Here is a 26,384-nt window from a genome sequence, read left to right as displayed (position 1 = left end):
GTTATTTGTTGACCTTCCCCGGCAGCGACAAGTTGCCTGAAGCGACCTTGAACACATTCGCCACACACAGCAGCGGGCTATGGACGCTGGCGTTCACCCGAAGTGCAGCGGTCACGCCGTCAAAGCTGCTTGCCTCGACGACGCCGATATCGTCGAAGGGAACGCGCACGTCGACCGACCCATCCTTGAAGGCGGGCGACCAGCCGGGACTGTCGATCAGCAAAGGCAGGCCAGGCCAGGTCTTCGGCAGGCGCGGCTTGCCGCCTTCCGGAATATCGACCACCTTCAGCGCGTCTTTGCCGCATTGGGCGTCCGGCTTCAAGACGACCCAGTGCGAATGCCAGACATCGCCGTCATTGTCGAGGCGGCCATCGCCGTTTTCATCGAACAGCGGCGTGTCGTCAAAGTCTGGATGGGCGGTCACGGCAAATGCCAGGATGCCAGTCTTTGCTTCGAACCCGACGACGGAAGGATCGAGGCTGGTGGGCCAGACGTAGGAAAATACGGAACTGCCCGCCAGCTTGCCCGACTTCGCAGGATGGGACGAACCGGCACTGCCTGAAACTGCCATGTGAAAAATCGCTGCGTTGCCCTGGGTGCTGATGCGGGTATGCACGATGTCGAACGGGGCCATGACTGCCTGGTTTTTGGCCGTCGGGATGCCGCCGTGATGGGCGCCGTCATGTGCAGTTGCCGCGCAGGTAATGCCAGCCAGCAGGGCGCCCGCCAGCCGGGCAGTTGGGAACGATCGCATATTTTGTCCTTTCAGTTGCTTGTTTGGGAGGACGTAGTATGTGGCTCTGGAATGTATAATTGGGTTCAATTTGTACTGTATTCATACCAATTCGTTCAAATGCCTGTTCCAGACCCTATTGATCGCCTATCCGGCATACTCGGCCGCTTCCGCATCCAGGCACAACTGCATCACGCCGGCGCCTTGTGTGGCCTCAGCCATTTCGATGCGAGCGAAGGGCATGGCTACCTGCATGTCCTGCGGCGCGGGGAGCTCACGGTAAGCCACCCTAGCGCGCAGGACGCGCCGGCATCGCTTCGCTTTGATGAACCGGCAGTCTTGCTGTACCCGCGCCCATTTACTCACCTGTTCCACAATCCCCCAGCCGAAGGCTCGGACTTTACCTGCGCGCGCCTGACCTTTGAAGGAGGGCTGGACAACCCTTTGGCACGGGCGCTTCCTCCGGTCATCGCACTGCCGCTGGCGCGCGTGCCGGGACTGCAGGTGGTCCTTGACTTGCTGTTTGCCGAGACCGAGCAGGTTCGCTGCGGCCATCGGCTGCTGGCCGACCGCCTGTTTGAAGTCGCCGTCCTGCAGTTGTTGCGCTGGCTGCTGGACCATCCACACGAAGCAGGAATACGTCCTGGCCTTATCAACGGCCTGTCGGACCCGCGACTGGCCCGCGCCCTGGTGGCAATGCACGATGCACCAGGCGAGGCCTGGACTCTCGAACGAATGGCTCAGCAGGCGTGCATGTCCCGCACGGCGTTTGCCAACACCTTCCGTGAACTGGTGGGACAGACGCCTGCCGACTACTTGACCGGATGGCGCATCGCCATTGCACGGAACCGTTTGAAAGAAGGACGGCCGATCAAGCTGCTGGCGGACGAATTGGGCTACGCAAATCCCTCGGCGCTGTCACGCGCGTTCGCGGCCAACGTCGGAATGTCGCCGCGCGACTGGTTGGCGAGTACGCGCACTGAAAGCAGTTGAAGGAAGGCGTATGATGGGCGCAAATTGGGAGGAGCGCACATGTACGCACAACGACTCGAATTCCCTGGCGCAAATGGGCAAATGCTGGCGGCGCGGCTGGACTCGCCGGAAAATGGCGTGCGCGCCTATGCCCTGTTTGCGCACTGTTTCACCTGCGGCAAGGACGTTTTCGCCGCCAGCCGCATCTCGCAGTCGCTGACGGATCACGGCATTGCGGTGCTGCGCTTCGACTTCACCGGCTTGGGGGCCAGCGAAGGCGATTTTGCCAACACCAATTTTTCTTCCAATGTGGCCGACCTGCAGGCAGCCACCGATTTTCTGCGGCGCGAATTCCAGGCGCCGCGCATCCTGATCGGCCATAGCCTCGGTGGCGCGGCGATACTGGCCTTTGCCGGCAGCGTGCCGGAAGCGCAGGCCGTGGTCACCATTGCCGCACCAAGCGACCCGGTGCACGTTACCCATTTGTTCGGCGACCAGATCGATGCGATCACGGCACAGGGCGAGGCCATGGTGCAACTGGCAGGGCGGCCGTTCCGCATCAAGCGCCAGTTCCTGGAAGACGTGGCGGAGAACAGCTTGCGCAACAAGATCGCCAATATGCGCAAGGCTCTGCTCATCATGCACGCGCCGGGCGACACAACGGTCGGTATCAATAATGCGCTGGAAATCTTCACCGCGGCCAAGCATCCAAAGAGTTTTATCTCGCTCGATACGGCGGATCACCTGCTGGCCGTTCGCGAGGATGCCAGCTACGTGGCAGGTCTGATTGCGGCCTGGAGTGAACGTTACCTCAAGGATTATCAGGCTTCCACGCCATCGCTTTCTTGACGGCGGGACGGTCGCCAACCTGGGCCAGCCAGCGTTGTACTGCGGGCTTGCCGGACAGGTTCAATTCCAGGTGCGAAGCCGCCGCCTCCGTCCACGGGTAGCAGGCAATGTCGGCGATCGTGTAATGGTCGCCGGCCAGGTAGGCATTGCCGGCCAGTGCGCGGTCGAGCACATTCAGCAAGCGGTCCGCCTCGGCCGTGAAATGTTCTTTCGGCAGCGCCAGGTCCGCTTTCGAGAAGAAGCCCAACTGGCCCAGCATGGGGCCCAGGCCGCCGACCTGCCAGTACAGCCATTGCAGGGTGCGGTAGCGTTCGGGCCCTGCCGGCGCGAGAAAGCGGTCGTATTTTTCGGCGAGGTAAGTCAGGATTGCACCGCTTTCGAATAACGTCAGCGCGCCATCCTGCAAGGCCGGGATCTTATTGTTGGGGGAAATGGCCAGGAAGTCCGGTGCGAACTGCTCATGCTCGCGCAGGTTGACCGGCACCACTGCATAAGGAAGGTCGAGTTCTTCCAGCAGGATCAGCGGCTTGCGCCCATTGGGCGTGGACCAGGTGTAGACGGTGACCATGATGGCCACCACTGTAGCGCGGGCAAAAGAAAACGGGCGCACCGCAGTGCGCCCGTTGGTGCTGACTTACTGTCGCGGCGCCAGGATGGCTTCCAGTCGGTCAGGCGCGCCTTCAATGCGCTCCAGGCGCGGATACTTCAAGCCTTCGTAGTATTCCAGCGCGACGGTGCTGTATTGCTGGCCGTGTTTCACCAGCAGCTCGACCGGCTTCTTGCTCGCCTTGGCTTCGGTGATCGCCTTGCGCAGCACGTCGGCCTTGTAGGCACGGCCATTCACTGCCAGCAGGGTGGTATTGCCCGACAGGCCAGCCTTGAAGCCCACGCCTTCCCACTGGATGCTTTCGATCTTGCCTTCACTGCCGACATTGAAGCCCAGCGAGTAGGTGAAGTCGGCAGACTTGCTGCGGTCTTCCGCGGCCTTCAGGAAGTCGGTCTGCTTGTCGGCGAATACCAGCTTGTAGCCGGCGCGGGTGATGCCGTCCATCGGCACCGGACCCAGGTCTTCAATGCGGGTACGCAGGAACGTGGCCCAATCGTGCGGCTGCACGCTGTTGAGCGCCTTGACGACGTCTTCGAAGGTGTAGTGCAGGGCGGTATTGCGGCCATCATCCACGCCGAAGAAGCTGGTGGAGAAGTCGTCCAGCGAACGCTTGTCGCCCGACAGTTCGCGGATCTTGGTATCCACGTCCAGCCAGATCAGCATGCCTTCGGTGTAGTAGTCCTCGCTGCGCTGGTAGTTCGACCAAGGGATGGCGCGGCGCGCGTTGATGATCGGGTCGTAGGTGGTGTCCTGCACCGAGCGCCATTCGCGGCCCTTTTGGATGCTGTAGCGCGCAGCGGTGGCGGCGATGGTGTCCTTGATGCTGGCAGCCTTCATCAGGCCTGAGCGCGAAGCGAGTACCTCACCGTAGTACGTGGTCTGGCCTTCGTATACCCACAGCAAATCGTTTTGCAGCGGCTGGTTGAAGTTCAGCACGTCCTGGCCTTTCGGGCGGCGGAACTTGCCGTTCCAGGAGTGGGTGAATTCATGCGGCAGCAGGCCTCGCTCGGATTCGGTCTTGTTCCAGTCGGTGAAGTAGTCGGTCTTCAGCGCGTTCTCGCTGGACTGGTGGTGTTCGCGGCCCACGCGGCCGAACTCATCGCTCAGCGCGAACAGGAAGTCGTAATGCTTGTAGTGCTGGGAACCGAACACCTTGTAGGCTTGCTTGACCAGGTTGCGGTGCAGTTCAATCTGCTCCGGCTTGGCTTCCAGCGCCTCCGCGTTGTCGGCCACCACGTTCAGGTGCACCGGCACCCTGGCACCCGGGTCAAGGTCAAAGCGCTTGAAGTAACGGCCAGCGAACAGCGGCGAGTCGACGAAGGTTTCCACGTCGGTGGTCTTGAAGGTCACCACGTCGCCCTTGCGTTCAGCTTCTTCCAGCGCGGAGCCGTACTGCCAGCCGGCCGGCAGCGTCAGCGTTGCCTGGATCGGGATGCGGCGGGTGGCATAGCCGGCCGGGTACATGGTCAGCGATTGCCACTGGATGCCCAGCATGTCAGGCGTGATCGAGGTGCGGCCCTGCGCGGCTTCGGTCGGGGCCAGGTGCTGGTATTCCACCTCGATCGCCTTGGCGCCGGCCGGCACCTCGATGTGGAAGGCGTACACGTTCACGTTGTCGCGGCGCCATGGCAGGCATTTGCCGTTGACCGATACCTTGAAGCCGGCAAACTGGTTCAGCGCACCGGTGGGGCCGTGCTGGGCCGTCACCCACTGTGGGAACAGCAGCGTCATCTTGCCCGGCTTGGCGGGAATGGTCTGCTGGATGCGGTAGATATTCTGGGCGGTATTCGATGCATCGACCTTCATCACGATGGTGCCAGGGTAAGGCTGGTCGGCCGGGGCAGGGATGGCCTGGCCGGCGTGGGCGCTGAAGGCGGAGCCCAGCAGCAGGGTGAGGGCGGTGTTGGTGAACAGTTTCATTTATTTCAACGTGGAAAGTGTGACGGGCGAGTTTAGCACGCAGGGTCAGGCAAATTGTTTCGGAACGTAACGCAAAAAAGACCCTTGAAATCCTTTTTTGGGCACTTATATCGGAATCAGCGGTTGCCCAGCCGGGGACCGCCGGACCTTATATCGCTTAACCTTGAAAGGATATGAAAATGCGTACTTTTGACCTGACCCCACTGTATCGTTCCGCCATCGGTTTTGACCGCCTGGCCCAGATGCTGAATGACTCGCATCGCAGCGACCAGCCCAGCTACCCTCCGTACAATATCGAGCTGGTCTCCGAAGACCAGTACCGTATCGTGATGGCGCTGGCCGGCTTTGACCGCAGCGAAATCGATATCACTTCCGAGCGCGACTCCCTGGTGGTGATTGGCCGCAAGCAAAAAGATAGCCAGGAAAAGACCTTCCTGCACCGCGGCATCGCCTTCCGCGATTTCGAGCAGCGCTTCCAGCTCGCCAACCATGTGAAGGTGACCGGCGCATCCTTCGACAACGGCATCCTCACCATTGAACTGGTGCGCGAAGTGCCGGAAGCCCTGAAGGCCCGCAAGATCGCCATCGACGGTGTCGTCAACCACACTGCACTGGAGCAGAAAGCTGCCGCCTAAGCACGCGTAGCTCCCATGAAAAGGCCGGATTTCCGGCCTTTTTTGCATTAAGACGCGTCTAAGTTTGATGCCGCATATTAGAGCCGTTGAGAAAGACATTTCATCAGGAGTCAAATCATGCGCAACACCACCACCATGTTCCTCGCCCTGGCCACCGCCGGTGTTACCGGTGCCGGTGCAGCCATCGCTATCCAGCATAGCCAGGCCTTCGCCGCCCCCCAAGCCGTCATTACCGCCCCGGCCAATGCCGCCCAGGGCGCGCCGGCGCCCGTGCCCGCGCCGATGATTTCCCTGCCTGACTTCAGCGTGATCGCCTCCCGCAATGGCCCGGCTGTTGTCAATATCAGCACGGTGGGCAGCACCAAGGAAGCCAATTTCCGTGGCGACGCCGATGCTGAAAACGATCCTTTCTTCGAATTCTTCCGCCGCTTCCAGCAGCCTGGCCAGCGCGGCCGCGGCGGCGCGCCCACCCCAACCCATGGCGTCGGCTCCGGCTTCATCGTCAGCGCCGACGGCATCATCCTGACCAATGCCCACGTGGTGCGCGACGCCAACGAAGTGACGGTCAAGCTGACCGACCGCCGCGAATTCCGCGCCAAGGTGCTGGGTTCGGACCCGAAAACCGACGTGGCCGTGCTGAAGATCGAGGCCAAGAACCTGCCTGTGGTGCCGTTGGGCCGCTCCACCGACGTGAAAGTGGGCGAGTGGGTGCTGGCCATCGGCTCGCCGTTCGGCCTGGAAAACACCGTCACCGCCGGCGTGGTGAGCGCCAAGGGCCGTTCCCTGCCTGACGATTCGAACGTGCCCTTCATCCAGACCGACGTGGCGATCAACCCTGGCAACTCGGGCGGCCCGCTGTTCAACACCAAGGGCGAAGTGATCGGCATTAACTCGCAGATCTACAGCCAGAGCGGCGGCTACCAGGGCCTGTCGTTCTCGATCCCGATCGACGTGGCGACGCGCGTGCGCGATCAGGTGGTTTCGACCGGTAAGGTGGTGCATGCACGCCTGGGCGTGATGGTGCAGGAAGTGAACCAGGGCTTTGCCGATTCCTTCGACCTGGAGTCGCCGGAAGGCGCGCTGGTGTCCAACGTGGAACGCGGCGGCCCGGCCGATAAGCTTGGCCTGAAGGCGGGCGACGTGATCCGCAAGATGAATGGCCAGAAGATCGTTGCTTCCGGCGACCTGCCGGCAATGGTGGGCCTGGCCATGCCGGGTGATAAAGTAGCGCTTGAGGTCTGGCGCCAGGGCAAGACCGTGACTCTGGAAGGCAAGCTGGGTAATGCCTCCGAGCGCAATGTGGCCGCGCTGCAGAACGATGAAGCAGCGGCCAAGCTGCGCCTCGGCCTGTCGCTGCGCCAGCTCGACCCGCTGGAACGCCGTGAATCGGGCCTGGCGTCGGGCTTGCTGATCGAAGATGCCGGCGGTGCGGCCGCCAGCGCGGGCGTGCAGCCGGGCGACGTGCTGTTGTCGGTGAACGGCAGGGCTGTCACTTCCGTCAACGATGTGCGCGACCTCGTGGCAAAATCGACGAAATCCGTAGCGCTGCTGATCCAGCGCGGCGAGGACCGCATCTTTATCCCGGTGCGCCTCGGCTAACAAAACAAGAAAGGTAAGACAATGCGCCTCCTGCTGGTAGAAGATGACACGATGATCGGCGAGGTAGTGCTCGACCTGCTGAGGGCAGAGCACTACGCCGTCGACTGGGTCAAGGATGGCGCGATGGCCGACACGGCACTGCAAACCCAGACCTACGACCTGGTGTTGCTGGACCTGGGTTTGCCGAAGAAAGACGGCCTGGAAGTGCTGCGCTCGATGCGCGCGCGCAAGGAGCTGACGCCGGTGCTGGTAGCCACCGCGCGCGACGCGGTGGAGCAGCGCATTGCCGGGCTGGATGCCGGCGCCGACGACTATGTGCTCAAGCCTTACGACCTGGACGAACTGCTGGCCCGCATCCGCGCCTTGCTGCGCCGCGCCGCCGGCCGTGCCGAACCGGTGTTCGAGCACAAGGGCGTGTCGATCAACCCGCAAACGCGCGAAGTGATTGCCAATGGCCAGCCGGTCAGCCTGTCGGCCCGCGAATGGGCAGTGCTGGAAGCGCTGATCGCGCGTCCCGGCATCGTTCTGTCGCGCGCCCAGCTCGAAGAAAAGCTGTATAGCTGGAAGGACGAAGTCAATTCCAACGCGGTTGAAGTATATATCCACGGTCTGCGCAAGAAGCTCGGGTCGGAACTGATCCAGAACGTGCGCGGCCTCGGCTACATGGTGCCCAAGGCATGATGATGGCGGTCCCGAAAGTCAACGTCACGCACTCGCTGCGTGGGCGCCTGCTATGGTTTTTGCTGGCGGCGATCACCATGGCTGCCGTGGCGCAGGCCATGATCGCCTACAGTTCGGCGCTGAGCGACGCCGACCAGATTTTCGACTACCACATGCAGCAGATGGCGATGTCGCTGCGCTCCAATGCGCCGATGGCGGCCACCGGTAACCGCGACCCCAATGACCCGGGCAACGACGAGATGGTGGTGCAGGTGTGGACGCCGGACGGCATCCAGGTGTTCCGCTCGCTGTCGCGCGCCGAGCTGCCGCAACGGGCGGTGCTGGGCTTCTCCAATGTGCGCGCCAATGGCACGACTTACCGCGTGTTCTCGGCGCAGACCGCGACCCAGACCATCCAGATTGCCCAGGACCTGGCCGTGCGCAAGCGCATGGCCGGTACGCTGGCCTTGCGCACGGTCGGTCCGATCGCGCTGATGGCGCCGGTGCTGATGCTGGTGGTGTGGTGGGTGGTTTCGGGCTCGCTGGCGCCGGTGGCGCGGGTGCAGCGGCAACTGGCATCGCGCAAGGCCGACGATCTGTCTGAAGTCTCCGATGCCGACCTGCCGGATGAAGTGCGGCCGCTGGTGCAGGAATTGAACCTGCTGTTCTCGCGCGTGCAGACTGCGTTCGAGGCGCAGCAGAACTTCGTGGCCGATGCGGCGCATGAGTTGCGCACGCCGCTGGCGGCACTCAAGCTGCAGATCCTCAGCCTGGCCCGCGCCGATTGCAGCGAAGCGCGCGACGTGGCGATTGGCCGCCTGTCGGCGGGCGTCGAGCGGGCCTCGCGCCTGGTCGAGCAATTGCTGGTACTGGCGCGCACGGAAGCTGCCGACGCCAAGCTGGAACCGGTCAGCCTGACCGGCCTTGCCAAGCGTGCGGTGGGCGACATGGCAGGCGCCGCGCAGGCACGCAGCATCGACCTTGGGCTGGAGCAGGCTGACGAGGCGACGGTGCAAGGGCAGGGCGATGCGTTGGTGATCCTGTTGCGCAACCTGGTCGACAACGCCGTCAAATATACGCCGGCCGGCGGCACGGTCGACGTCTCGGTGCTGGGCACTGGCACCGCGGGCGGCCCCGGGGCGCGGCTGGTGGTGGAAGACAGCGGCCCCGGCATCGAACCGGAAGAACGCGAGCGCGTGTTCCACCGCTTCTACCGCGTACCCGGCAGCGAAGCCCAAGGCAGCGGGCTTGGCCTGGCCATCATCCGCGCCATCGCCGAGCGGCATGGCGCCAGGCTGGCGCTGGACGCCTCGGAGCGCCTTGGCGGCCTGAAAGTGACGGTGGAGTTTGCCCCGCGCTAGAATGTCGTTTTCAACAATCGGAGCAGGGCATGCAGAAGATCGGTTTCTCGGGGACTCTGGACCCTATCACCAACGGCCATATGTGGGTCATTGGCGAAGCGCGTTCCATCGCGGAGGAAGTGGTTGTCTTCCTGTCCGAGAACTCCACCAAGGCGCCTAAATTCTCGGCCGAGGAGCGCAAGGCCATCGTGCTGGCCAGTTGCGCGGAACTGGGCTGGAATAATGTCAGCGTGCAGATCGTGAAAAGCGAATACACGGCGCGCGTGGCCAAGCGCAACGGCGTCGACTACCTGATCCGCGGCATCCGCAGCACTGCCGATTTCGATTACGAAAACCTGATCCAGCAAACCAATGTAGAAGTGATCGGCGGCGCCAAGACGCTGTTCGTGATGCCGCCGCGCGACCTGGGTTCGGTGAGCTCCAGCTTCGTCAAGGCGCTGGAAGGTCCGGTGGGCTGGAACTGGACCATGAAGAAATTCGTCCCCGCGCCGGCATACAAGGCGTGGATCCTGGCCTGGCTGCGCAAGGAATGGGACAGCCTGTGGCGCGAGCGCCCGCATGCGGCCGACTGGTTCGAACGGGTGACCGGCGAGGCGGCCTACGGCGGCGCCGACCGCCATTACCATAACCTCGACCACCTGGTGCACGGCCTGGCGGAAATCCGCGCCTGGGCCGCCAATACCGGCGCCGCGCCGGCCGACGTGGCCCTGGTCAAGGCCGCCTTCTGGTTCCATGACGCGGTGTATGCCCACGGCGCAGGCGATGTATCGAATGAAGAAGCCAGCGCCCGCCTGTGGCTGGGCAGCGGCCTGGAGCCCGATGCGGTGCGCGCCGACGAGGTGGCGACGCTGATCCGCGCCACCGACCACTTCCAGGGTGCTGCCATCGCGCACCCGCTGAAAGACACCATGCTGTCGGTCGACCTGGCCATCCTCGGCCAGGAGGCCGAGGTGTACCAGGCCTATGCACGAGGCATTCGCGGCGAATACGCCCATGTGCCGGAACAGCACTACAACAGCCAGCGGGCCCAGGTCCTGGCGCATTTGCGCGGCAAGGCCGAAGTGGGCACCTTGTTCGCCGACCCCTTCTTCACCGACAACTACACGGCCGCGGCGATTGCGAACATGGGCGCCGAGCTGGCGCTAATTTCGAAGAGGTAGGGGGAGCGCGAGCTCGCGCCAGAAGGTCTCGACTTCCTCCAGTGCGTTCGCTTTCGCGCATTTTTCGGACACGGCGCTGAGGATGAATTCTTCCGCCGACATATGCTCTACCGGAGCCCATTTGGCGATTGCGGAAATAACGTCGCCAGCCAGGTGGATCGTCATTGCAGCCATAGCACCTCCTCCGAGTGGAATGTGATTCCACATTGCATCAATTGACCGGAGCAGTCTTTGCGCTACATCAAACCATACGCAAGAGCCCGTGTCCCACCCTGGGGTCACACCCCAAAGGTGACACGGGCTCTGCTTTGTTGCGGATGTGTCCGTGTCACACTTAGGGTGTGACCCCAAGGTGTGACACGGGCTGGGCCGTTGTGGTGCTTAGAACTTTACGTGCAGGCGTGCGAAGTAGGCCACGCCGTTCAGGCCGAATTGCACGCTCTCGTACTTGAAGCCGTTATCGGTTTCGTTCGGATCCTGGGTGCTGGGGTGCACGTTGAAGATGTTGGCGGCGCCGATGCTCAACTTGGCGTTCTTGTTGAACGCGTAGGTGAAGCCCAGGTCGGCCGAGGTCTTCGCTTGGTACTTCTGGTTTGGCACGCCGGCTGCGGTGCCGCTCCAGGTGCCCAGGGTTTGCGGGCCGAAGTGGATGATCTTGAAGTTGGTCTCCAGCGGGCCGGTCACGTAGTCGAAGCCCAGGGTGGCCTTGCGGCGCGGGCCGCCCTGTTCCAGGAACAGGCGTTCGCGTTCGGACAGCAGCACGTCTTCAAAGCCTTGCAGCGCGGCCGGGGCGTGGACGTCGGTCACTTCGGTCTTGCTGAAGTTCGCGGCCAGGAAGGTGGTCAGCTTGTTGCCGAACAGGGTGCTCTTGTGTGATGCGGTCAGGTCCAGGCCCTGGGTCTTGGTGTCGACCGAGTTGACGAAGAACTGCGCCGCGCCCACCCCCATGGTCGCCAACCTGTCCGCCAGGGCAGGATAGTTTTGCTGATTGAACTGGCCGGACAGCACGATGCGGTCCTTGATCTTGATGTGGTACAGGTCGGCGGTGACGGACAGGTCCGCGTTCGGTGTCCAGGTGGCACCCAGGGTGAAGCTGCGCGATTTCTCTTCCTTCAGCGGATCGAGGCCGGCTGCCTTGCCCACCGGGCCGGCGGCCGGGGTGATCGAGATATCGGTCGGCACGCCGCCCACGAAGTCGGTGTAGGTCGAGGAGAAGTATGCCTGTTGCAGCGACGGTGCGCGGAAACCGGTCGATGCGGATGCACGCAGCAGGACAGGATCTGCAACGCGATAGCTGCCGGCGATCTTGCCGGTGACGGTGGAGCCGAAGTCGCTGTATTTTTCCCAACGCAGGGCGCCTTGCAGGCGGGCCTTCGGGGTCAGGTCCGCTTCCAGGTCGATGTAGGCGGCGTTGCTGTGGCGCCTGGCGTCAGTCGCGTCGCCAGGACGGAAGCCCGGGAAGCCCTGGCTGCCGGCGTTGCCGCCAGTGCCGACACCGTCCGCGTCGATATAGGAGCCAGGTTCGCCAGCGTAGATCTTGTACTTCTCGGCACGGTACTCGGCGCCGAATGCCACGTTCAGGCCTTCGCCCACCAGGCCTTCGAAGTAGCGGTTCATGTCGAAGTTGGTGGTCGACTGCTGGAAGGAGAAGCCGCCGGCATTGAAGGAGCTCGGGCTGATCCCCTTGCCGCCGTTCATTAGGTCGAGGTTGGCGATGGAGGCGTTCAGCGTGTTGCTGATGTTGTACTTCAGGCGGTTGTAGCCGTAGGTTTGCGACAGGTCGGCATTCCAGTCTCCGATCTTTTGCTTGTAGCCGAAGATGGCGTAGCGGTCATCCAGGTCGCCATTGATGAACGGGACGAAACCGTTCGGGTACATGGCGGCCGAGTTGCGGGTCGGGATGTCGGTGTCGCCATTGCGCGCCCAGGCGCCGCTGGAGGCATCGCGCTGCTGCATGCCGCCGGTGAAGTAGACACGGCCAGGACCGGCCGGGATTTCGCCGTTGACGTAGACGGTCTTGTTCCTGGACTTGGAGTCGCCGATGGTGCGCGGGTTGCCGTCTTCAGCGCGGTTGGAGCGGCCGCGGTCCAGGTATTCGCCGGTGATGCCGACGGTGCCGCCGGCCACGGCGAAGCCGCAATAGGCCGATGCCAGCCAGTTCTTGCCGTCGCCCGCGCCGTACTGGCCGTAGCCGACCGCCGATTCGCAGCCCACGTTCTTTTTCAGACCGATGTCCATCACGCCGGCAATCGCGTCGGAGCCGTATTGCGCTGCGGCGCCATCGCGCAGCACTTGCACGTCCTTGATTGCCATCACCGGGATGGCGTTCATGTCGGTGCCGGTGGCGCCGCGGTTGCGTGCGCCGAAGATGTTGACCAGCGAGGAGGTGTGGCGGCGCTTGCCGTTCACCAGCACTAGGGTCTGGTCCGAGCTCAGGCCGCGCAGCGCGGCGGAGTCCACCAGGTCGGCGCCGTCGGCGCCGGTCTGGCGGGTCGAGTTGAACGATGGCGAGATGAAGGTCAGGGTCTGTGCCAGGTCGAACTGCGCGCCTTGTTCGGAAGCCTTGGTCAGGGAAATGACATCGACCGGCGCTACGGTGTCGGTGAGGGAACTGGTCGCGCGGCGCGAGCCAACCACGTTCACCACAGTCATGTCACCGGAGGCGGACTGGGTTTGCGCCGCCACAGGCAGGGCGGACAGGGCACCCGCGCCATACAGGGCGGTCAGGACGGCTTTACGCAGAATCGAATGACTTGGCAATTTTTTGCTCCTAGGAAAAATTGCCTTTGATTCTAGCTGAAGTGCATTTATGTAGCGTTCACAAATGACAAGTTTACGTTGCAACTACGCCACGACCGCGCTGCGGATCATACGTATTCCGCGGCGCCGCCGACCAGGATTTGATCGCCGTCGAGCCTGGTGCGCAGCAGGCAGGGGTGGCCGCGCTGGGCGCCCTGGTACAGGTCGAGCGCGCGGCCCAGGTGGACGGTGAGGGCGCCGGCGGCAACGCCGGTGGCGCTGTCTTCGATGGCGGGATCGAGGTGGTTGAAGTTGCGGCCTTCGAAGGCGCCGTCGGTGCGGCGGCACCAGGCATAGATGCCATTCACACCATTTGCCTTGCCCCAGTCGACAATCGCGGCGAGGTTGGGATGCAGCGCTTGCAGTGTGGCGCTGTTGGCAACTTCAACCAGCATCTTGGGGCTGCCCACCGATGCGACGGCGGGAGGCGTGACGATTGCCAGGCCGGGTGCCGCCAGCAGGCGTTCAGCCAGGTCGGCCGGCGGCGCGACCTCCGGCGCAGCCTGCGGTGCCAGGCTGGCGAAGATGGCGGCGCCGCTGCGCCTTAGTACCAGCTCCTGCCCGTGCATGGCCGTGCGCACCGTCAGCGCGCCGGGGGAATCGGCGAGCAGCACGCGCGCGGCAGCCAGCGTGGCATGCAGGCAGAGCGCAGAGCGCGTGTGCGGGTAGTAGTAATCCAGCGTGGCGCCGTCGACAAACACGCAGGCACTCTTGTTGGCTGCCTTGGCGAAGGCCTGCCTTTCCTCCGCGGCGGCAGGGCCGTCGAAGACTACCAGCGCCGCATTGCCCTGGCCGGGCCGGGCGCCAAAACATTTCAGTTCGTAAATAGCCATCGGCGCAGCATACAACACGGTGGCGCAGCATGCAGGAGGCGGTGTAAAATACTGTATGGATACACAGTTAGCGCGCGCCGGGCTGCCCGCCTATGCGGAGCTGTTTTGCCTGACAAACTTTTCATTTTTGCACGGCGCCTCCCATGCCGAAGAACTGGTGGAGCGCGCGGTAAAGCTCGGCTATAGCGCGCTGGCCATCACGGACGAATGTTCGCTGGCCGGCGTGGTGCGCGCGCATGGCGAGGCCAGGCAGGCCGGCCTGAAACTGCTGATCGGCGCCCATTTCCACCTGACCCATGCCGACGGCAGTCCCGCGCTCTCCTTGCTGGCGCTGGCCAGCAACCGCAATGGCTACGGCAACCTGTCCGAAATGATCACCCTCGGCCGCATGCGTGCCGACAAGGGCAGTTACGAACTGCACCCGGACGATTTCGCCAACCCGCCGCCCGAGCGCGAACATTTGCGCGGCCTGCCGGATTGCCTGCTGCTCCTGCTGCCGGAATACCCGGCCGAGGTGGAACGCCTGCACCGCCAGGCGTCCTGGATGGCCGCCACCTTCGGCAAGCGCACCTGGCTCGCCACGACCATGCTGGGCCGCGCCTTCGACGAAGCACATGGCGCGGCGATCGAGGAAGTCTCGCTGCAGCACGCCCTGCCGATGGTGGCGGCCGGCCACGTCTGCATGCACGTGCGTTCGCGCAAGCCGCTGCACGATACGCTGACGGCGGTGCGGCTTGGCAAGCCGGTCAGCGAATGCGGTTATGAACTGGGGCAGAACGCCGAGCAGCATTTGCGCTCGCGCCTGCGCCTGGCCAACGTCTATACGGCGCAAATGCTGGAAGAGACCGTGCGCATTGCCGATCTGTGCCAGTTCTCGCTGGAAGAGCTGCGCTACGAATACCCGAACGAGCTAATCCCGCCGGGCCATACGCCGTCCAGCTTCCTGCGGCAGGAAACCTATATCGGCGCCCATCGCCGCTATCCGGCCGGGGTGCCGGCCAATGTACAGAAGCAGATTGAGGAAGAGCTGGCACTGGCTGCGCAGTTGAAGTACGAGTACTTCTTCCTGACGGTGTACGACATCGTGCGTTATGCCCGTTCGCAGGAAATCCTGTGCCAGGGGCGGGGATCGGCTGCCAATTCGGCTGTCTGCTACTGCCTTGGTGTCACCGAAGTCGACCCGGCGCTGGGCAACAGCGTGGTAGGGCGCTTCATGTCGATCGAGCGTGACGAGCCGCCCGACATCGATGTCGATTTCGAGCACCAGCGCCGCGAGGAAGTGATCCAGTACATCTACCGGAAATACGGCCGCCACCGCACGGCGCTGGCTGCGACAGTCATTTGCTACCGGACCAAGAGCGCACTGCGCGATAGCGGCAAGGCGCTCGGCGTGGACCTGGAAATCGTCGAGAAGGTGGCCAAATCGCACCGCTGGTTCGACCGCAAGCATGAACTGATGGAACGCTTTGCCGAATGCGGGCTGGACCCCGAATCGCCGCTGGCGCACCAATGGGCCCACCTGGCACTGCAATTCCTCAGCTTTCCGCGCCACCTGTCGCAGCACGTCGGCGGCTTCGTCATTTCGCAGGACAAGCTGTCGCGCCTGGTGCCGATCGAGAACGCGGCGATGGAAGAGCGCAGCGTCATCCAGTGGGACAAGGACGACCTGGAGGAACTGGGCTTGCTGAAGGTGGACGTGCTGGCGCTGGGCATGCTGTCCGCGCTGCGTCGTGCGTTTGACCTGGTCAGCGCGCGCCGCGGAGAAGTATTCACCATGCAGGATGTGCCGCGCGAAGACGGCCCCACCTACGAGATGATCTGCCAGGCCGACACCATCGGCGTGTTCCAGATTGAATCGCGGGCGCAAATGAGCATGCTGCCGCGACTGAAACCGCAAGTGTTCTACGACCTCGTGATCGAGGTCGCTATCGTGCGGCCCGGCCCGATCCAGGGCGGCATGGTGCATCCCTACCTGCAGCGGCGCATGGGCAAGGCCAAGGTCGACTACCCGGCGGGACTTGAGAAAGCGCTTGGCCGCACGCTGGGCGTGCCGATTTTCCAGGAGCAGGTGATGCAGGTGGTGATCGACGCCGCCGGCTTCACGCCGGGCGAAGCCGACCAGTTGCGGCGCTCGATGGCAGCCTGGAAGCGCAAGGGCGGGCTGGAGAAATACCAGACGCGCATTGTGTCGGGCATGGTGGATCGTGGCTATGACGAAACCTTTGCGCTGCAGATCTGCCAGCAGATACAAGGCTTCGGCGAATACGGTTTCCCCGAGTCGCATGCGGCCAGCTTTGCATGGCTGACGTATGTCAGCTCATGGATCAAATGCCACGAACCGGCTGCCTTCCTGTGCGCGCTGCTGAACAGCCAGCCAATGGGCTTCTACTCGCCATCGCAACTGGTGCAGGATGCAAAGCGGCACGGCATCGAGGTGCGGCCGGTCGACATCAGCTGCAGTGGCTGGGAATCCGCGCTGGAAGAACGCGATGGCGAGGCGCAGCCTGCGGTGCGGCTCGGCATGGCGCTGTTGCGCGGCATGCGGGCAGAAGCCGCACAGCGCATCGAAGAGACGCGCGCGATCCGGCCATTTGCCAGCGTGACTGAACTGGCGCGGCGCGCCGACCTGGATCGCCATGACCTGCAGGTACTGGCCGGCGGCAACGCCTTGCGTTCGCTGGCGGGCAACCGCCGGCAAGCGCTGTGGGATGCGGCCGGTGCGGTGCCGGACAAGGATCTGCTGCGGCCGACCGAAGTGGAGGAGGAGGCGCCGCAACTGGTGGCGCCAACCGAAGGCGAAGAAATCCTCGGCGACTACCGCTCGCAAGGCTTGACGCTGGGGCGCCACCCGCTGGCGCTGCTGCGGCCCGCGCTATTGGCCAAGCGTTTCCTGCCAGCCGACGTGCTGAACACCTTCAGCAATAATCAATTGGCGCGCGGTGCCGGCATCGTCACCGGCCGCCAGCGGCCAGGCACCGCCAAGGGCGTGCTGTTCGTCACCATCGAAGACGAGACCGGCTACGTCAACGTGATCGTCTGGCCCGACCTGGTGGAAAAATACCGGCGCGAGGTGCTGGGATCTTCGCTGCTTGGCGTGTACGGAGTGTGGCAGCAGGAGGGAATCGTGCGCCACCTTGTCGCGCGCCGCCTGGTCGACCTGTCGCATCTGCTGGGCCGCCTGCCCACCGCCAGCCGCGATTTCCAATAATGGCCAGGGGTTGCGCAGTGAGTTTTGTTGACATTGTGCGCGGGTGGGAGATGATAAAATTTTTGCATGAATGGAAAATTGATATCACTTATTGCTTTGTGCCTGCTGGCTTCTTGCCAGAGAGTTCCAGAAACCAAACCGGTTGCCCCGAAAGACCTGGCCGCTGCCGCTCCCAAAGAAGAACAGGATCTTGAAAAGACCTTGTCGCGTGCCGTATTCGGCACTGCCGCCGAGGTCAACGGCCGCGAAGTGCTGGGCTTTAAAGACCTGGGGAACGGCAAGGCGGCGTTGGTCATCGGCGAAATTCCTCCCGATAGCCCCGAGCCCGGCATGCGCGACATGGCGCAGCAGGCGACCATCAGCGCCTACCTGCTGGATAAAGTCGATGGGAAATGGATGCTCACCCGGCGCCATGAATCGATCACCAACATGGGCAGCAACGGCTTCGCCGGAGAGCTGACCTGGGTGGCGCTGGGCGCGGGCAGGCCTGGCTTTGCGATCGTCGATGAGAGCGGCAATCGCGGCCAGTCGGTGAAAACGCTGGCGCTGTTCGACCTGACAGCGAAAGACATGCGCGCAATGGCTGGCAAGCGCGTTCTCGTTCACTCGGACAACGAGGGCGACTGCGGTGATGAACGCCAGCATTGCTGGGATGTCAGCGGCCAATGGCAGCTTGTGCAGAAACCTGGGCAGCCTTTTGCGGACCTGGAGATTGCATTCACGGGCTTTGACGAAAAACGGCCGGAAGAGGCTCAGCAAAAGGCCGACGCGATGGCAAAAGCTGCCGAGGTCGAGCCTTCCTACGAAGAGTATGTCGCCGCACTCGGGCCGCGCGACAAGCAGCCAATCAAATCAACGGCTCGCTACTCCCTGAATGAGAAGGGTCTTCGTCTCGTTGCCGGTGAAAATTCTGCGGAGGTATCTCAAAGTGAATAAGCTCGTATTGCTTGGCGCAGCGTTGATGCTCGCGGCCTGCACCAAAAAAGCGGAGCCGCCAGCGGTGGGCGAACCAGCGTCGGCATCAGCTGCGGCGGTGGCGGTGGAAGCGAAGCCGGTGGTCGACCCTAAGACCGCCCGCATGATGGAGCTTTTGCGGGTCGTGTATGGCGACAAGGCGGCGCACGAAAACTACCTCGACGTTGAGTTGCCGGATGTGGAGAAGCGCGACGAACTAAGCCTCTACCGCCTCGAACCGGTCGCAATGCGCGAATTGCCGGATGGCCGGGCCGTCGTCGTCGCCAACGCCCAGATGGTCGATTCGAACGGCGACGCGATGGCTTACCACGTCAGCACCGGCCTGCTGAGTGCCTACATCCTGCGCAGGGATGGCGATAAATGGAAGGTCGAAGCGCGTCACGAAAACGTCGCCTCGCTCGGATCGAGCGGTACCTTTGGTGAGGTGGAGTGGGTTGCGCTGGGCGAGGGCAAGCCTGGATTCATCGTGCAGCATGGCGGCATCTGGCAGGGGTATTCGATCAACCTGATTTCCGTCTTTGACCTGGCCGATGGCAGCTTGCACGACTTGGCCGGCGACGTGTCGCTGTCTTCGGAAAATGAAGGCGCCTGCGGCGAGGAAACCTCGCGTTGCTGGTCAGTCGAAGGAAAATGGAAATTCGAGAAGCGGGAAGGCGCGCCATATGATGACCTGGTGCTGCGCTTTACCGGCTACGACGAGGAGCGTGCGGAGAATGCTTCGGAAACGGAAGCGCGCAAGCGAAAGGACGTAGCCGGCATGGCGCGCTACAAATTCGATGGCGGCCGCTATGTACTGGTTGAAGGAGAAAACATTGTCCCGGGAGTTTGAAATACGGCCGGCAGTAGCCGCTGACGCAGCGGCGATCAGCGCATTGATCCTGTCGCTGCAGCCTTACCTGACGATCGAGCCGGATGGAAGCGGCGCGGAAGAATTCCTGCTATCGCTGTCGCCCGATATCATCCGCCGCAACCTGCAAGACGCGAACTACCGCTACCAGTTGGCCTTCGAAGGCGGCGCGTTGGCCGGCGTGGTCGCGCTGCGCGACAACTCGCACCTGTTCAGCCTTTACGTGGGATCGGCATGGCATGGACAGGGCGTAGGCAGGCGGCTGTGGGAGCTGGCCCGCGATGCTGCGCTGGCGCGCGGCAATCCGGGCAGCTTCACCGTCAATTCTTCAACCTTTGCCGAAGCCATGTACCGCCACCTGGGCTTCACGGCTACCGGCCCGGTGGCGGAAATGCACGGGATTCGCTTTATCCCGATGCGGTTGGAGCTTTAGCGCGAGCTCTGGTCAAGGTGGCTCGGGCCGCTGGTCGAGCCGCTGGTGCCGTAGAAATTGTGCAGCTCGGTGGCCCAGGTCTGGTTGGCCATGTCGGGCCAGTGGTTCTTGTCGAAGCCAGGCGCCTGTTCGATGCGCTCCTTCTCGATATTCAGCGTCATGCGATGGTTGGAGGTGTCAAGCGACAATGCCTCGAACGGTACCGCAAACAGCTTTTCGCCGATGCCCAGCACGCCGCCGGATGCCATCACCACATAGGCGATGTGGCCGGTCTGCATGTCGAGCATGATCTCCTTGACCGTGCCCAAATGCTCATTCTGCAGGTTATGGACATGGTCGCCGATCAGGGTGTCCGCGCCCATCAGGCGGGGACCTGGACCCTGGTGGCCAGTGTCGACATAGTTGCCATATTCGTCGCGATCCAGACTCATGGTGGCCTCCTGTTGAAATAATGTCATTGTTGCGGCTTGGCGGGGCCTGGGTCTGTTCGGTGTCGCACGCATTTGACCCCAAAATAGGCTATAATTTCAATTTCCCGCTGCGCGCCTCCCCGGCGCCGATCTCGCAATGACCAAATTTGTCTTCGTCACTGGTGGCGTTGTGTCGTCCCTTGGTAAAGGGATTGCCGCCGCCTCCCTCGCCGCGATCCTTGAATCGCGTGGCCTCAAAGTCACCATGCTCAAACTGGACCCGTACATCAACGTGGACCCAGGCACCATGAGCCCAATGCAACACGGTGAAGTTTTCGTTACCGATGATGGTGCTGAGACCGACCTGGACCTGGGTCACTACGAGCGTTTCATTTCCACCCGCATGCGCAAGGTGAACAACTTCACCACTGGCCAGATTTACGAATCCGTGATCCGCAAGGAACGCCGCGGCGAGTACCTGGGCAAGACCGTGCAGGTGATCCCGCACATCACCAATGAAATCCAGGATTACATCCGCCGTGGCGCGGAAGGTTACGACGTCGCCCTGTGCGAAATCGGCGGCACGGTAGGCGATATCGAATCGCTGCCATTCCTGGAAGCCGCCCGTCAGCTGTCGCTGCGCGCCGGCCGCAAGAACTGCGCCTTCGTTCACCTGACCCTGGTGCCGTACATCGCATCGGCCGGCGAACTGAAGACCAAGCCTACCCAGCACTCGGTACAGAAGCTGCGCGAAATCGGCATCTCCCCGAACGCGCTGCTGTGCCGCGCCGACCGCAAGATCCCGGAAGACGAAGTGGCGAAGATCTCGCTGTTCTCGAACATCGAAGAGCGCGCCGTGATTTCGGTGTGGGACGTGGACACCATCTACAAAGTGCCGCAAATGCTGCACGACCAGGGCCTGGACGCGATCATCTGCGAAGCATTGGACCTGAACCCGGCGCCGGCCGACCTGTCGATGTGGGCAAAGCTGATCCACAACCTGGAGAACCCGAAAGCGGAAGTATCGATCGGCATGGTGGGCAAGTACGTCGAACTGACCGAATCCTACAAGTCGCTGACCGAAGCGCTGCGCCACGCCGGCCTGCATACCGAGTCGCGCGTCAACATCGAGTACATCGACTCCGAAGAGATCGAGAGCAAGGGCGTTGCCGAGCTGGCCAAGTTCGATGCGATCCTGGTGCCGGGCGGCTTCGGCAAGCGCGGCGTGGAAGGCAAGATCAAGGCGGCGCAGTTCGCCCGTGAATCGAAGGTGCCTTACCTGGGCATCTGCCTGGGCATGCAGGTTGCGCTGATCGAATACGCGCGCCACATGGCCGGTTTCAGCAAGGCCAACTCCACCGAGTTCGAGCCGGACACCGAGCAGCCGCTGGTGGCCCTGATCGACGAATGGCAGAACGAAGACGGCAAGATCGAGAAGCGCGACGCCAACTCCGACCTGGGCGGCACCATGCGCCTGGGCGCGCAGACCTGCGAAGTGAAGCCGGGCACCCTGGCCTCCGAGATCTACGGCAGCGTGGTGACCGAGCGTCACCGTCACCGCTACGAAGCGAACAACCATTACCTGGCCCGTGTTGAAGAAGCCGGCCTGGTGGTGGCAGCGCGCACCCCGAACGAGAACCTGTGCGAAATCATGGAACTGCCGCGCACTGGCGCTAACGCGCACCCATGGTATATGGGCGTGCAGTACCACCCTGAATTCAAGTCGACTCCGCGTGACGGCCACCCGCTGTTCACCTCCTTCATCAAGGCAGCCCTGGCGCATAAAGCCGCGGCAGGCAAGCCGGCTCTGAAGGCAGTCGAAACCAAGGAGAACGTAGCATGAAGCTGTGTGGATTTGATGTAGGCCTGGATAAACCATTCTTCCTGATCGCCGGTACCTGCGTGATCGAGTCGCGCCAGATGGCGTTCGATACTGCCGGCGCGCTGAAGGAAATGACTGCTGAACTGGGCATTCCGTTCATCTACAAGTCGTCCTTCGACAAGGCCAACCGCACCTCCGGTACCTCGTACCGCGGCCCTGGCATGGAAAAGGGCCTCGAGATCCTGGGTGACGTGAAGCGCGAACTGCAGGTTCCGGTGCTGACCGACGTGCACACTGTGGAAGAAATCGCCGCCGTGTCGTCCGTGGTCGACGTGATCCAGACCCCGGCCTTCCTGTGCCGCCAGACCGACTTCATCACCGCCTGCGCCGAATCCGGCCTGCCGGTCAATATCAAGAAGGGCCAGTTCCTGTCGCCGCACGAGATGAAGAACGTGATCGACAAGGCACGCGCCGCCGCCAAGGCCAAAGGCCTGAATGAAGACAACTTCATGGCATGCGAGCGTGGCGCTTCCTTCGGCTACAACAACCTGGTGTCGGACATGCGTTCGCTGGCCATCATGCGCGAAACCGGCGCACCGGTGGTGTTCGACGCAACCCACTCGGTGCAGCTGCCGGGCGGCCAGGGCGGCTCGTCGGGCGGCATGCGCGACATGGTGCCTGTGCTGTCGCGCGCTGCCGTGGCAGTGGGCGTAGCCGGCCTGTTCATGGAAACCCACCCGGTTCCTGCACAAGCGCTGTCGGACGGCCCAAATGCCGTGCCGCTCGGCCGCATGAAAGAACTGCTGTCCGTTCTGATCGAACTGGATCGCGTCACCAAGAAGGCTGGCTTCCTCGAGACCAACTTCAACTAAGCTTTATCCAAAAGAGCCGCATTGTTTGCGGCTTTTTTTTAAACCGGTAAACCAGTGTCAGACACTCGTGTCTGACACTGTCTGCTCGGCGGCCTGCGGCTTCGGCACCGGGATACCGGTTTTGTCATGGTCTGTTATTCTTGCAACAATTTTGCCCCAGATATTTGCTTTAACTTTGGAGAAAACACATGAGTGCAATCGTTGACATCATCGGCCGCGAAGTAATTGATTCGCGCGGCAATCCGACCGTGGAATGCGACGTCCTGCTGGAATCCGGCGTAATGGGCCGTGCCGCAGTGCCGTCCGGCGCCTCGACCGGTTCGCGCGAAGCGATCGAACTGCGCGACGGCGATGCCAAGCGCTATTTCGGCAAGGGCGTGCTGAAAGCCTGCGAAAACATCAATACCGAAATCTCGGAAGCCATCATGGGCCTGGACGCCAATGAACAGGCTTTCCTGGACCGTACCCTGATCGAACTGGACGGCACCGAGAACAAGTCCCGCCTGGGCGCCAACGCCATGCTGGCAGTGTCGATGGCCGTGGCCAAAGCCGCTGCTGAAGAAGCCGGCCTGCCGCTGTACCGCTACTTCGGCGGCTCCGGCGCGATGCAGATTCCCGTGCCGATGATGAACGTGATCAACGGCGGCGCGCACGCCGACAACAACCTGGACATCCAGGAATTCATGATCATCCCGGTGGGCGCTCCATCCTTCAAGGAAGCGATCCGTTATGGCGCCGAAGTGTTCCACACCCTGAAGAAGATCCTGCACAAGAAGGGCATGAACACCGCCGTGGGCGACGAAGGCGGCTTCGCTCCTTCGCTGGCTTCGCACGAAGACGCGATCAAGCTGATCATGCAAGCAATCGAAGAAGCCGGCTACGAGCCAGGCACCCAGATCGCCATCGGCCTGGATTGCGCTGCTTCCGAGTTCTACAAGGACGGCAAGTACCACCTGGAAGGCGAAGGCATGGTGCTGTCGGCTGAAGAGTTCACCAACCTGCTGGCCACCTGGTGCGACAAGTACCCGATCATCTCGATCGAAGACGCGATGCACGAAGGCGACTGGGCTGGCTGGGCGCACCTGACCCAGGCCCTGGGCAAGAAAGTGCAGCTGGTAGGCGACGACCTGTTCGTCACCAACACCAAGATCCTGAAAGAAGGCATCCAGAAGGACATCGCCAACTCGATCCTGATCAAGATCAACCAGATCGGCACCCTGACCGAAACCTTCGCTGCCATCGAAATGGCCAAGCGCGCCGGCTACACCGCCGTGATCTCGCACCGTTCCGGCGAAACCGAAGATTCGACCATCGCCGATATCGCTGTCGGCACCAACGCGCTGCAGATCAAGACTGGCTCCATGTCCCGTTCGGACCGCATGGCCAAGTACAACCAGCTGCTGCGCATTGAAGAAGACCTGGGCGATATCGCTTCCTACCCGGGCCGCGATGCGTTCTATAATCTGAAGTAATTGTGTACCCACCGGCCGGGTCTTCCCGGCCGGTTCAGTTTTGACCCAATGCGCCTGATTTCTGTTGCCCTTGCCCTGTTGCTGTTGCTGATCCAATACCCGCTTTGGCTGGGGAAGGGCGGCTGGCTGCGCGTGGCGGAGCTGGAGAAGGAAGTCGCGGCTGCGCAGGAAAAGAATGAAGGCCTGCGCCAGCGCAATGCCAAGCTGGCCTCCGAGGTGAACGACCTGAAAGACGGCACCGGTGCTGTCGAAGAACGGGCGCGCTTCGAGCTAAGCATGATCAAACAGAACGAAATCTACGTTCAAATCCTCGGCAAGGACCAGGCCAGGCCGGCCCCCGCCGATTCCCGTCCTTAATTACATACTGGTTGCCGCGATCCAGGCGTTGACGCGTGCTTCCAGCAGCGGCAGCGGCAGCGTGCCGTCGCCCAGGATGACTGCGTGGAAGGCCGGGTAGCTGAATTTGCTGCCCAATACCCGCTGCGCCTTGTCGCGCAATTCCAGGATCTTCAGCGAGCCGACCTTGTAGCTCAGGGCCTGCGCCGGCCAGACCATGTAGCGCTCGATCTGGTTCTTGGCGCGCGTTTCGGACACACCCTGTTTTTCAACCATGTAGGCAATGGCCTTTTCGCGGCTCCAGCCCAGCGAGTGCATGCCGGTATCGACCACCAGGCGCACGGCGCGCAGCATTTCGGCGTTCAGGTGGCCGTAGTACCAGACCGGGTCTTCGTACAGGCCGAAGTCCTTGCCCAGGGTTTCGGAATACAGCGCCCAGCCTTCGGTGTAGGCGGCGTTGTTCTGGTTCTCGGTGCTGAACATGCGGAAGTCCGGCAGCGGCATTTCCTTCAGCAGGGCGGCGTGGAAGTGGTGGCCAGGCACGCCTTCGTGCAGCAGCAGGCTGGCCATGCCGGTGCGGCTGTAATCTTTCGGATCGTTGACGACGGCCCAGAATACGCCAGGGTGCGAGCCGTCCGCTGCGGGAGGCGTGTAATGGTCGGAGGCGGTGGCGCGCGTCAGTTCAGGCTCCAGGTCGACGACCAGTTTCGATTTCGGCACCAGGGTGAAATAGGCAGGCAGCTTGGCTTGCACCGTGTCATAGATCTTGCGGTACTCGGCCAGCACTTCCGCCTCGGTGGTGAAAGGCTTGAACTGCTTCTGGTCGCGCACCCATTGCGGGAAGGCTTGCGCAGGGCCGTCGTAACCCAGCTTGCCCATCAGGGTTTGCATTTGCGCGCTGATGCGGGCGACTTCCTTCAGTCCCAGGTCGTGCACTTCCTGTGGCGTGAGCGGCAGGGTGGTGCTGTCGTTGATGCGGGCCTTGTACCACGCATCGCCGTTCGGCAAGGCGCTCCAGCCGGTGCTATCGCGGCTGGCCGGCAGGTATTCCGACTCCAGGAATTTCACCAGGCGTTCCAGCGCAGGATTGAGCTTTCCGACGGCGGCGCGGTAGTCCCGGGTCAGGCGCTGCTTGTCGGCGTCGCTGAACGAGGCGGGCATGCGCGTTACCGGCGAGTAGTAGACGCTTGCTTCAGGCGTAGCGCTGCGCAGGGCGGCCATTTGCGGCAGCATCGCTTGCGTGATCGGTTTAGGCTGAACGATGCCTTGCTTGATGCCTTCGCGCATATTGGCAATGGCCTGCTCGATCCATGGCGCCAGTTGGCGCACGCGGCTCAGGTAATCCTGGTACTGCTTGACGGTGCCCAGCGGCTGCGAGCCGGTGCCGCCGGCGTAATTGGCAAGGGTGCTGGGGATGTTATCGAAGTGGTTTAACGGCAGCAGATGCTCCGGGAAGGGCGCCAGCGCCAATGCTGCATCCAGTTCGTAGGCCAGCAGGTCCAGCGTCATCTGCTCCTGGTCCGCCAGTTTCGCACGCGGGATTTTCGCAAGGCGCGTTTGCATCTGGCGGTAGGTGGCGAACTGCTTGGCGCGCACGGCCGGTGCGATGGCCATCCCGATCTGGTCGTTGTAGCGCGGGTCGCCATTGGCGGTTGCAAACAGCAGCGGATCGAAATGGGCGCGGGCGACGTGGAAATCATTGGCCAGTTGCGCCAATTGGCGGCTGGCCTGGCTGGCTTGCTGTTTGGTGGCCGGCGCTGCCAGGGCGGGCGTGAAGGCGAGAGGGGAGGCCAGCAGGCTGGCGGCAAGGACTGCGGTCGAAAAACGGGTAGGCAGCATTGGTTATCCTGGGCAAAAACGGAAGGCGCTCAGGATACTCCA

23 protein-coding genes are annotated in these 26,384 nt (G+C 62.6%); 15 read left to right on the top strand and 8 right to left on the bottom strand.

From position 1 onward, the window contains the following. Position 1: 1 nt before the first annotated feature. Positions 2 to 754 (bottom strand): hypothetical protein, encoded by a 753-nt coding sequence (locus ASD58_RS11355; RefSeq protein ID WP_057261232.1) that lies wholly within the window; start codon positions 752 to 754, stop codon positions 2 to 4. 99 nt (positions 755 to 853) lie between these two features. Between ASD58_RS11355 and ASD58_RS11350 the strand changes: the two genes are divergently transcribed. Continuing rightward, on the top strand, positions 854 to 1,726 hold the full coding sequence (locus ASD58_RS11350; RefSeq protein ID WP_057261231.1) for an AraC family transcriptional regulator: 873 nt from the start codon (positions 854 to 856) through the stop codon (positions 1,724 to 1,726). Positions 1,727 to 1,765: 39 nt separating this feature from the next. Beyond that, positions 1,766 to 2,554 carry a S9 family peptidase gene (locus ASD58_RS11345; protein WP_057261230.1) on the top strand — a complete coding sequence of 263 codons (789 nt, stop codon included), beginning with the start codon at positions 1,766 to 1,768 and terminating at the stop codon, positions 2,552 to 2,554. On the opposite strand, the gene ASD58_RS11340 is transcribed toward ASD58_RS11345, so the two are convergent. Then, the gene (locus ASD58_RS11340) at positions 2,517 to 3,122 is read right to left on the bottom strand and encodes a glutathione S-transferase family protein (protein ID WP_057261291.1); all 606 of its coding nucleotides are present in this window, start codon (positions 3,120 to 3,122) and stop codon (positions 2,517 to 2,519) included. The genes ASD58_RS11345 and ASD58_RS11340 overlap by 38 nt on opposite strands. Positions 3,123 to 3,188: 66 nt before the next feature. Then, entirely contained in the window at positions 3,189 to 5,081 is a 1,893-nt protein-coding gene (locus tag ASD58_RS11335; RefSeq protein ID WP_057261229.1) for a M61 family metallopeptidase, read from the bottom strand. 179 nt (positions 5,082 to 5,260) lie between these two features. Between ASD58_RS11335 and ASD58_RS11330 the strand changes: the two genes are divergently transcribed. The 5 genes from ASD58_RS11330 (at position 5,261) to coaD (ending at position 10,496) form a co-directional block, all read left to right on the top strand. Continuing rightward, positions 5,261 to 5,716, top strand: coding sequence for an Hsp20 family protein (locus tag ASD58_RS11330; RefSeq protein ID WP_057261290.1), 456 nt, complete (start codon positions 5,261 to 5,263; stop codon positions 5,714 to 5,716). A 117-nt stretch (positions 5,717 to 5,833) separates the two neighbouring features. Beyond that, positions 5,834 to 7,315: a Do family serine endopeptidase gene (locus ASD58_RS11325; protein ID WP_057261228.1), complete on the top strand. Its 1,482-nt coding sequence runs from the start codon at positions 5,834 to 5,836 to the stop codon at positions 7,313 to 7,315. A gap of 21 nt (positions 7,316 to 7,336) precedes the next feature. Then, the gene (locus ASD58_RS11320) at positions 7,337 to 7,996 is read left to right on the top strand and encodes a response regulator transcription factor (RefSeq protein WP_057261227.1); all 660 of its coding nucleotides are present in this window, start codon (positions 7,337 to 7,339) and stop codon (positions 7,994 to 7,996) included. Continuing rightward, positions 7,996 to 9,336 carry an ATP-binding protein gene (locus ASD58_RS11315; RefSeq protein ID WP_156401247.1) on the top strand — a complete coding sequence of 447 codons (1,341 nt, stop codon included), beginning with the start codon at positions 7,996 to 7,998 and terminating at the stop codon, positions 9,334 to 9,336. The genes ASD58_RS11320 and ASD58_RS11315 overlap by 1 nt, the downstream gene beginning before the upstream one ends. 29 nt (positions 9,337 to 9,365) lie before the next feature. Then, positions 9,366 to 10,496 (top strand): pantetheine-phosphate adenylyltransferase, encoded by a 1,131-nt coding sequence (gene coaD / locus ASD58_RS11310; RefSeq protein WP_057261225.1) that lies wholly within the window; start codon positions 9,366 to 9,368, stop codon positions 10,494 to 10,496. On the opposite strand, the gene ASD58_RS11305 is transcribed toward coaD, so the two are convergent. The 3 genes from ASD58_RS11305 to ASD58_RS11295 all read right to left on the bottom strand — a co-directional run bounded on the left by ASD58_RS11305 (position 10,479) and on the right by ASD58_RS11295 (position 14,128). Further along, on the bottom strand, positions 10,479 to 10,670 hold the full coding sequence (locus ASD58_RS11305; RefSeq protein ID WP_057261224.1) for a hypothetical protein: 192 nt from the start codon (positions 10,668 to 10,670) through the stop codon (positions 10,479 to 10,481). The two genes, coaD and ASD58_RS11305, sit on opposite strands and share 18 nt — an antisense overlap. Before the next feature lie 207 nt (positions 10,671 to 10,877). After that, positions 10,878 to 13,256, bottom strand: a complete 2,379-nt coding sequence (locus ASD58_RS11300; RefSeq protein ID WP_057261223.1) for a TonB-dependent siderophore receptor — start codon at positions 13,254 to 13,256, stop codon at positions 10,878 to 10,880. 107 nt (positions 13,257 to 13,363) lie between these two features. Continuing rightward, positions 13,364 to 14,128, bottom strand: coding sequence for a PhzF family phenazine biosynthesis protein (locus ASD58_RS11295; protein WP_057261222.1), 765 nt, complete (start codon positions 14,126 to 14,128; stop codon positions 13,364 to 13,366). 55 nt (positions 14,129 to 14,183) lie between these two features. Between ASD58_RS11295 and ASD58_RS11290 the strand changes: the two genes are divergently transcribed. From ASD58_RS11290 to ASD58_RS30485, 4 genes are all read left to right on the top strand, one after another. Continuing rightward, positions 14,184 to 17,336 carry an error-prone DNA polymerase gene (locus ASD58_RS11290; protein WP_057261221.1) on the top strand — a complete coding sequence of 1,051 codons (3,153 nt, stop codon included), beginning with the start codon at positions 14,184 to 14,186 and terminating at the stop codon, positions 17,334 to 17,336. 66 nt (positions 17,337 to 17,402) lie between these two features. Beyond that, positions 17,403 to 18,272, top strand: coding sequence for a hypothetical protein (locus ASD58_RS11285; protein WP_156401242.1), 870 nt, complete (start codon positions 17,403 to 17,405; stop codon positions 18,270 to 18,272). After that, entirely contained in the window at positions 18,265 to 19,140 is an 876-nt protein-coding gene (locus ASD58_RS11280; protein WP_156401241.1) for a hypothetical protein, read from the top strand. The genes ASD58_RS11285 and ASD58_RS11280 overlap by 8 nt, the downstream gene beginning before the upstream one ends. Further along, positions 19,124 to 19,591 (top strand): GNAT family N-acetyltransferase, encoded by a 468-nt coding sequence (locus tag ASD58_RS30485; RefSeq protein ID WP_162253009.1) that lies wholly within the window; start codon positions 19,124 to 19,126, stop codon positions 19,589 to 19,591. Before ASD58_RS11280 ends, ASD58_RS30485 begins: the two co-directional genes overlap by 17 nt. Here the strand turns inward: ASD58_RS30485 and ASD58_RS11270 are convergent. Next, positions 19,588 to 20,022 carry a PRC-barrel domain-containing protein gene (locus ASD58_RS11270; protein ID WP_057261218.1) on the bottom strand — a complete coding sequence of 145 codons (435 nt, stop codon included), beginning with the start codon at positions 20,020 to 20,022 and terminating at the stop codon, positions 19,588 to 19,590. The genes ASD58_RS30485 and ASD58_RS11270 overlap by 4 nt on opposite strands. Before the next feature lie 136 nt (positions 20,023 to 20,158). On the opposite strand from ASD58_RS11270, the gene ASD58_RS11265 reads away from it, so the two are divergent. From ASD58_RS11265 to ftsB, 4 genes are all read left to right on the top strand, one after another. Then, entirely contained in the window at positions 20,159 to 21,844 is a 1,686-nt protein-coding gene (locus ASD58_RS11265; RefSeq protein WP_057261217.1) for a CTP synthase, read from the top strand. Beyond that, positions 21,841 to 22,695: a 3-deoxy-8-phosphooctulonate synthase gene (kdsA, locus tag ASD58_RS11260; RefSeq protein ID WP_028104865.1), complete on the top strand. Its 855-nt coding sequence runs from the start codon at positions 21,841 to 21,843 to the stop codon at positions 22,693 to 22,695. The genes ASD58_RS11265 and kdsA overlap by 4 nt, the downstream gene beginning before the upstream one ends. Positions 22,696 to 22,883: 188 nt before the next feature. Further along, a complete protein-coding gene (gene eno, locus ASD58_RS11255; RefSeq protein ID WP_057261216.1) occupies positions 22,884 to 24,167 on the top strand; it encodes a phosphopyruvate hydratase in 1,284 nt (427 codons plus the stop codon). Positions 24,168 to 24,215: 48 nt separating this feature from the next. Then, entirely contained in the window at positions 24,216 to 24,524 is a 309-nt protein-coding gene (gene ftsB, locus ASD58_RS11250) for a cell division protein FtsB (protein ID WP_057261215.1), read from the top strand. Here the strand turns inward: ftsB and ASD58_RS11245 are convergent, their stop codons facing one another. Continuing rightward, positions 24,525 to 26,342: a DUF885 family protein gene (locus ASD58_RS11245; protein WP_057261214.1), complete on the bottom strand. Its 1,818-nt coding sequence runs from the start codon at positions 26,340 to 26,342 to the stop codon at positions 24,525 to 24,527. Between the last annotated feature and the right edge of the window lie 42 nt (positions 26,343 to 26,384).

It is taken from the genome of Duganella sp. Root1480D1, from assembly GCF_001427305.1.
Classification (GTDB): domain Bacteria; phylum Pseudomonadota; class Gammaproteobacteria; order Burkholderiales; family Burkholderiaceae_D; genus Rugamonas.
Note: the sequence above shows the minus strand (reverse complement) of the source record. Positions and strands in the feature narration are given on the sequence as shown.

What these genes read in the sequence shown, in the direction of transcription:
- ASD58_RS11315 (WP_156401247.1), top strand. Translation starts at nt 7,996, where the DNA reads ATGATGGCGGTCCCGAAAGTCAACGTCACGCACTCGCTGCGTGGGCGC.
- ASD58_RS11295 (WP_057261222.1), bottom strand. Translation starts at nt 14,128, where the DNA reads ATGGCTATTTACGAACTGAAATGTTTTGGCGCCCGGCCCGGCCAGGGC.
- ASD58_RS11330 (WP_057261290.1), top strand. Translation starts at nt 5,261, where the DNA reads ATGCGTACTTTTGACCTGACCCCACTGTATCGTTCCGCCATCGGTTTT.
- ASD58_RS11335 (WP_057261229.1), bottom strand. Translation starts at nt 5,081, where the DNA reads ATGAAACTGTTCACCAACACCGCCCTCACCCTGCTGCTGGGCTCCGCC.
- coaD (WP_057261225.1), top strand. Translation starts at nt 9,366, where the DNA reads ATGCAGAAGATCGGTTTCTCGGGGACTCTGGACCCTATCACCAACGGC.
- ASD58_RS11245 (WP_057261214.1), bottom strand. Translation starts at nt 26,342, where the DNA reads ATGCTGCCTACCCGTTTTTCGACCGCAGTCCTTGCCGCCAGCCTGCTG.
- ASD58_RS11320 (WP_057261227.1), top strand. Translation starts at nt 7,337, where the DNA reads ATGCGCCTCCTGCTGGTAGAAGATGACACGATGATCGGCGAGGTAGTG.
- ftsB (WP_057261215.1), top strand. Translation starts at nt 24,216, where the DNA reads ATGCGCCTGATTTCTGTTGCCCTTGCCCTGTTGCTGTTGCTGATCCAA.
- ASD58_RS11350 (WP_057261231.1), top strand. Translation starts at nt 854, where the DNA reads ATGCCTGTTCCAGACCCTATTGATCGCCTATCCGGCATACTCGGCCGC.
- ASD58_RS11355 (WP_057261232.1), bottom strand. Translation starts at nt 754, where the DNA reads ATGCGATCGTTCCCAACTGCCCGGCTGGCGGGCGCCCTGCTGGCTGGC.
- ASD58_RS11285 (WP_156401242.1), top strand. Translation starts at nt 17,403, where the DNA reads ATGAATGGAAAATTGATATCACTTATTGCTTTGTGCCTGCTGGCTTCT.
- ASD58_RS11265 (WP_057261217.1), top strand. Translation starts at nt 20,159, where the DNA reads ATGACCAAATTTGTCTTCGTCACTGGTGGCGTTGTGTCGTCCCTTGGT.
- ASD58_RS11345 (WP_057261230.1), top strand. Translation starts at nt 1,766, where the DNA reads ATGTACGCACAACGACTCGAATTCCCTGGCGCAAATGGGCAAATGCTG.
- eno (WP_057261216.1), top strand. Translation starts at nt 22,884, where the DNA reads ATGAGTGCAATCGTTGACATCATCGGCCGCGAAGTAATTGATTCGCGC.
- kdsA (WP_028104865.1), top strand. Translation starts at nt 21,841, where the DNA reads ATGAAGCTGTGTGGATTTGATGTAGGCCTGGATAAACCATTCTTCCTG.
- ASD58_RS11270 (WP_057261218.1), bottom strand. Translation starts at nt 20,022, where the DNA reads ATGAGTCTGGATCGCGACGAATATGGCAACTATGTCGACACTGGCCAC.
- ASD58_RS11325 (WP_057261228.1), top strand. Translation starts at nt 5,834, where the DNA reads ATGCGCAACACCACCACCATGTTCCTCGCCCTGGCCACCGCCGGTGTT.
- ASD58_RS11290 (WP_057261221.1), top strand. Translation starts at nt 14,184, where the DNA reads ATGGATACACAGTTAGCGCGCGCCGGGCTGCCCGCCTATGCGGAGCTG.
- ASD58_RS11305 (WP_057261224.1), bottom strand. Translation starts at nt 10,670, where the DNA reads ATGGCTGCAATGACGATCCACCTGGCTGGCGACGTTATTTCCGCAATC.
- ASD58_RS11340 (WP_057261291.1), bottom strand. Translation starts at nt 3,122, where the DNA reads ATGGTCACCGTCTACACCTGGTCCACGCCCAATGGGCGCAAGCCGCTG.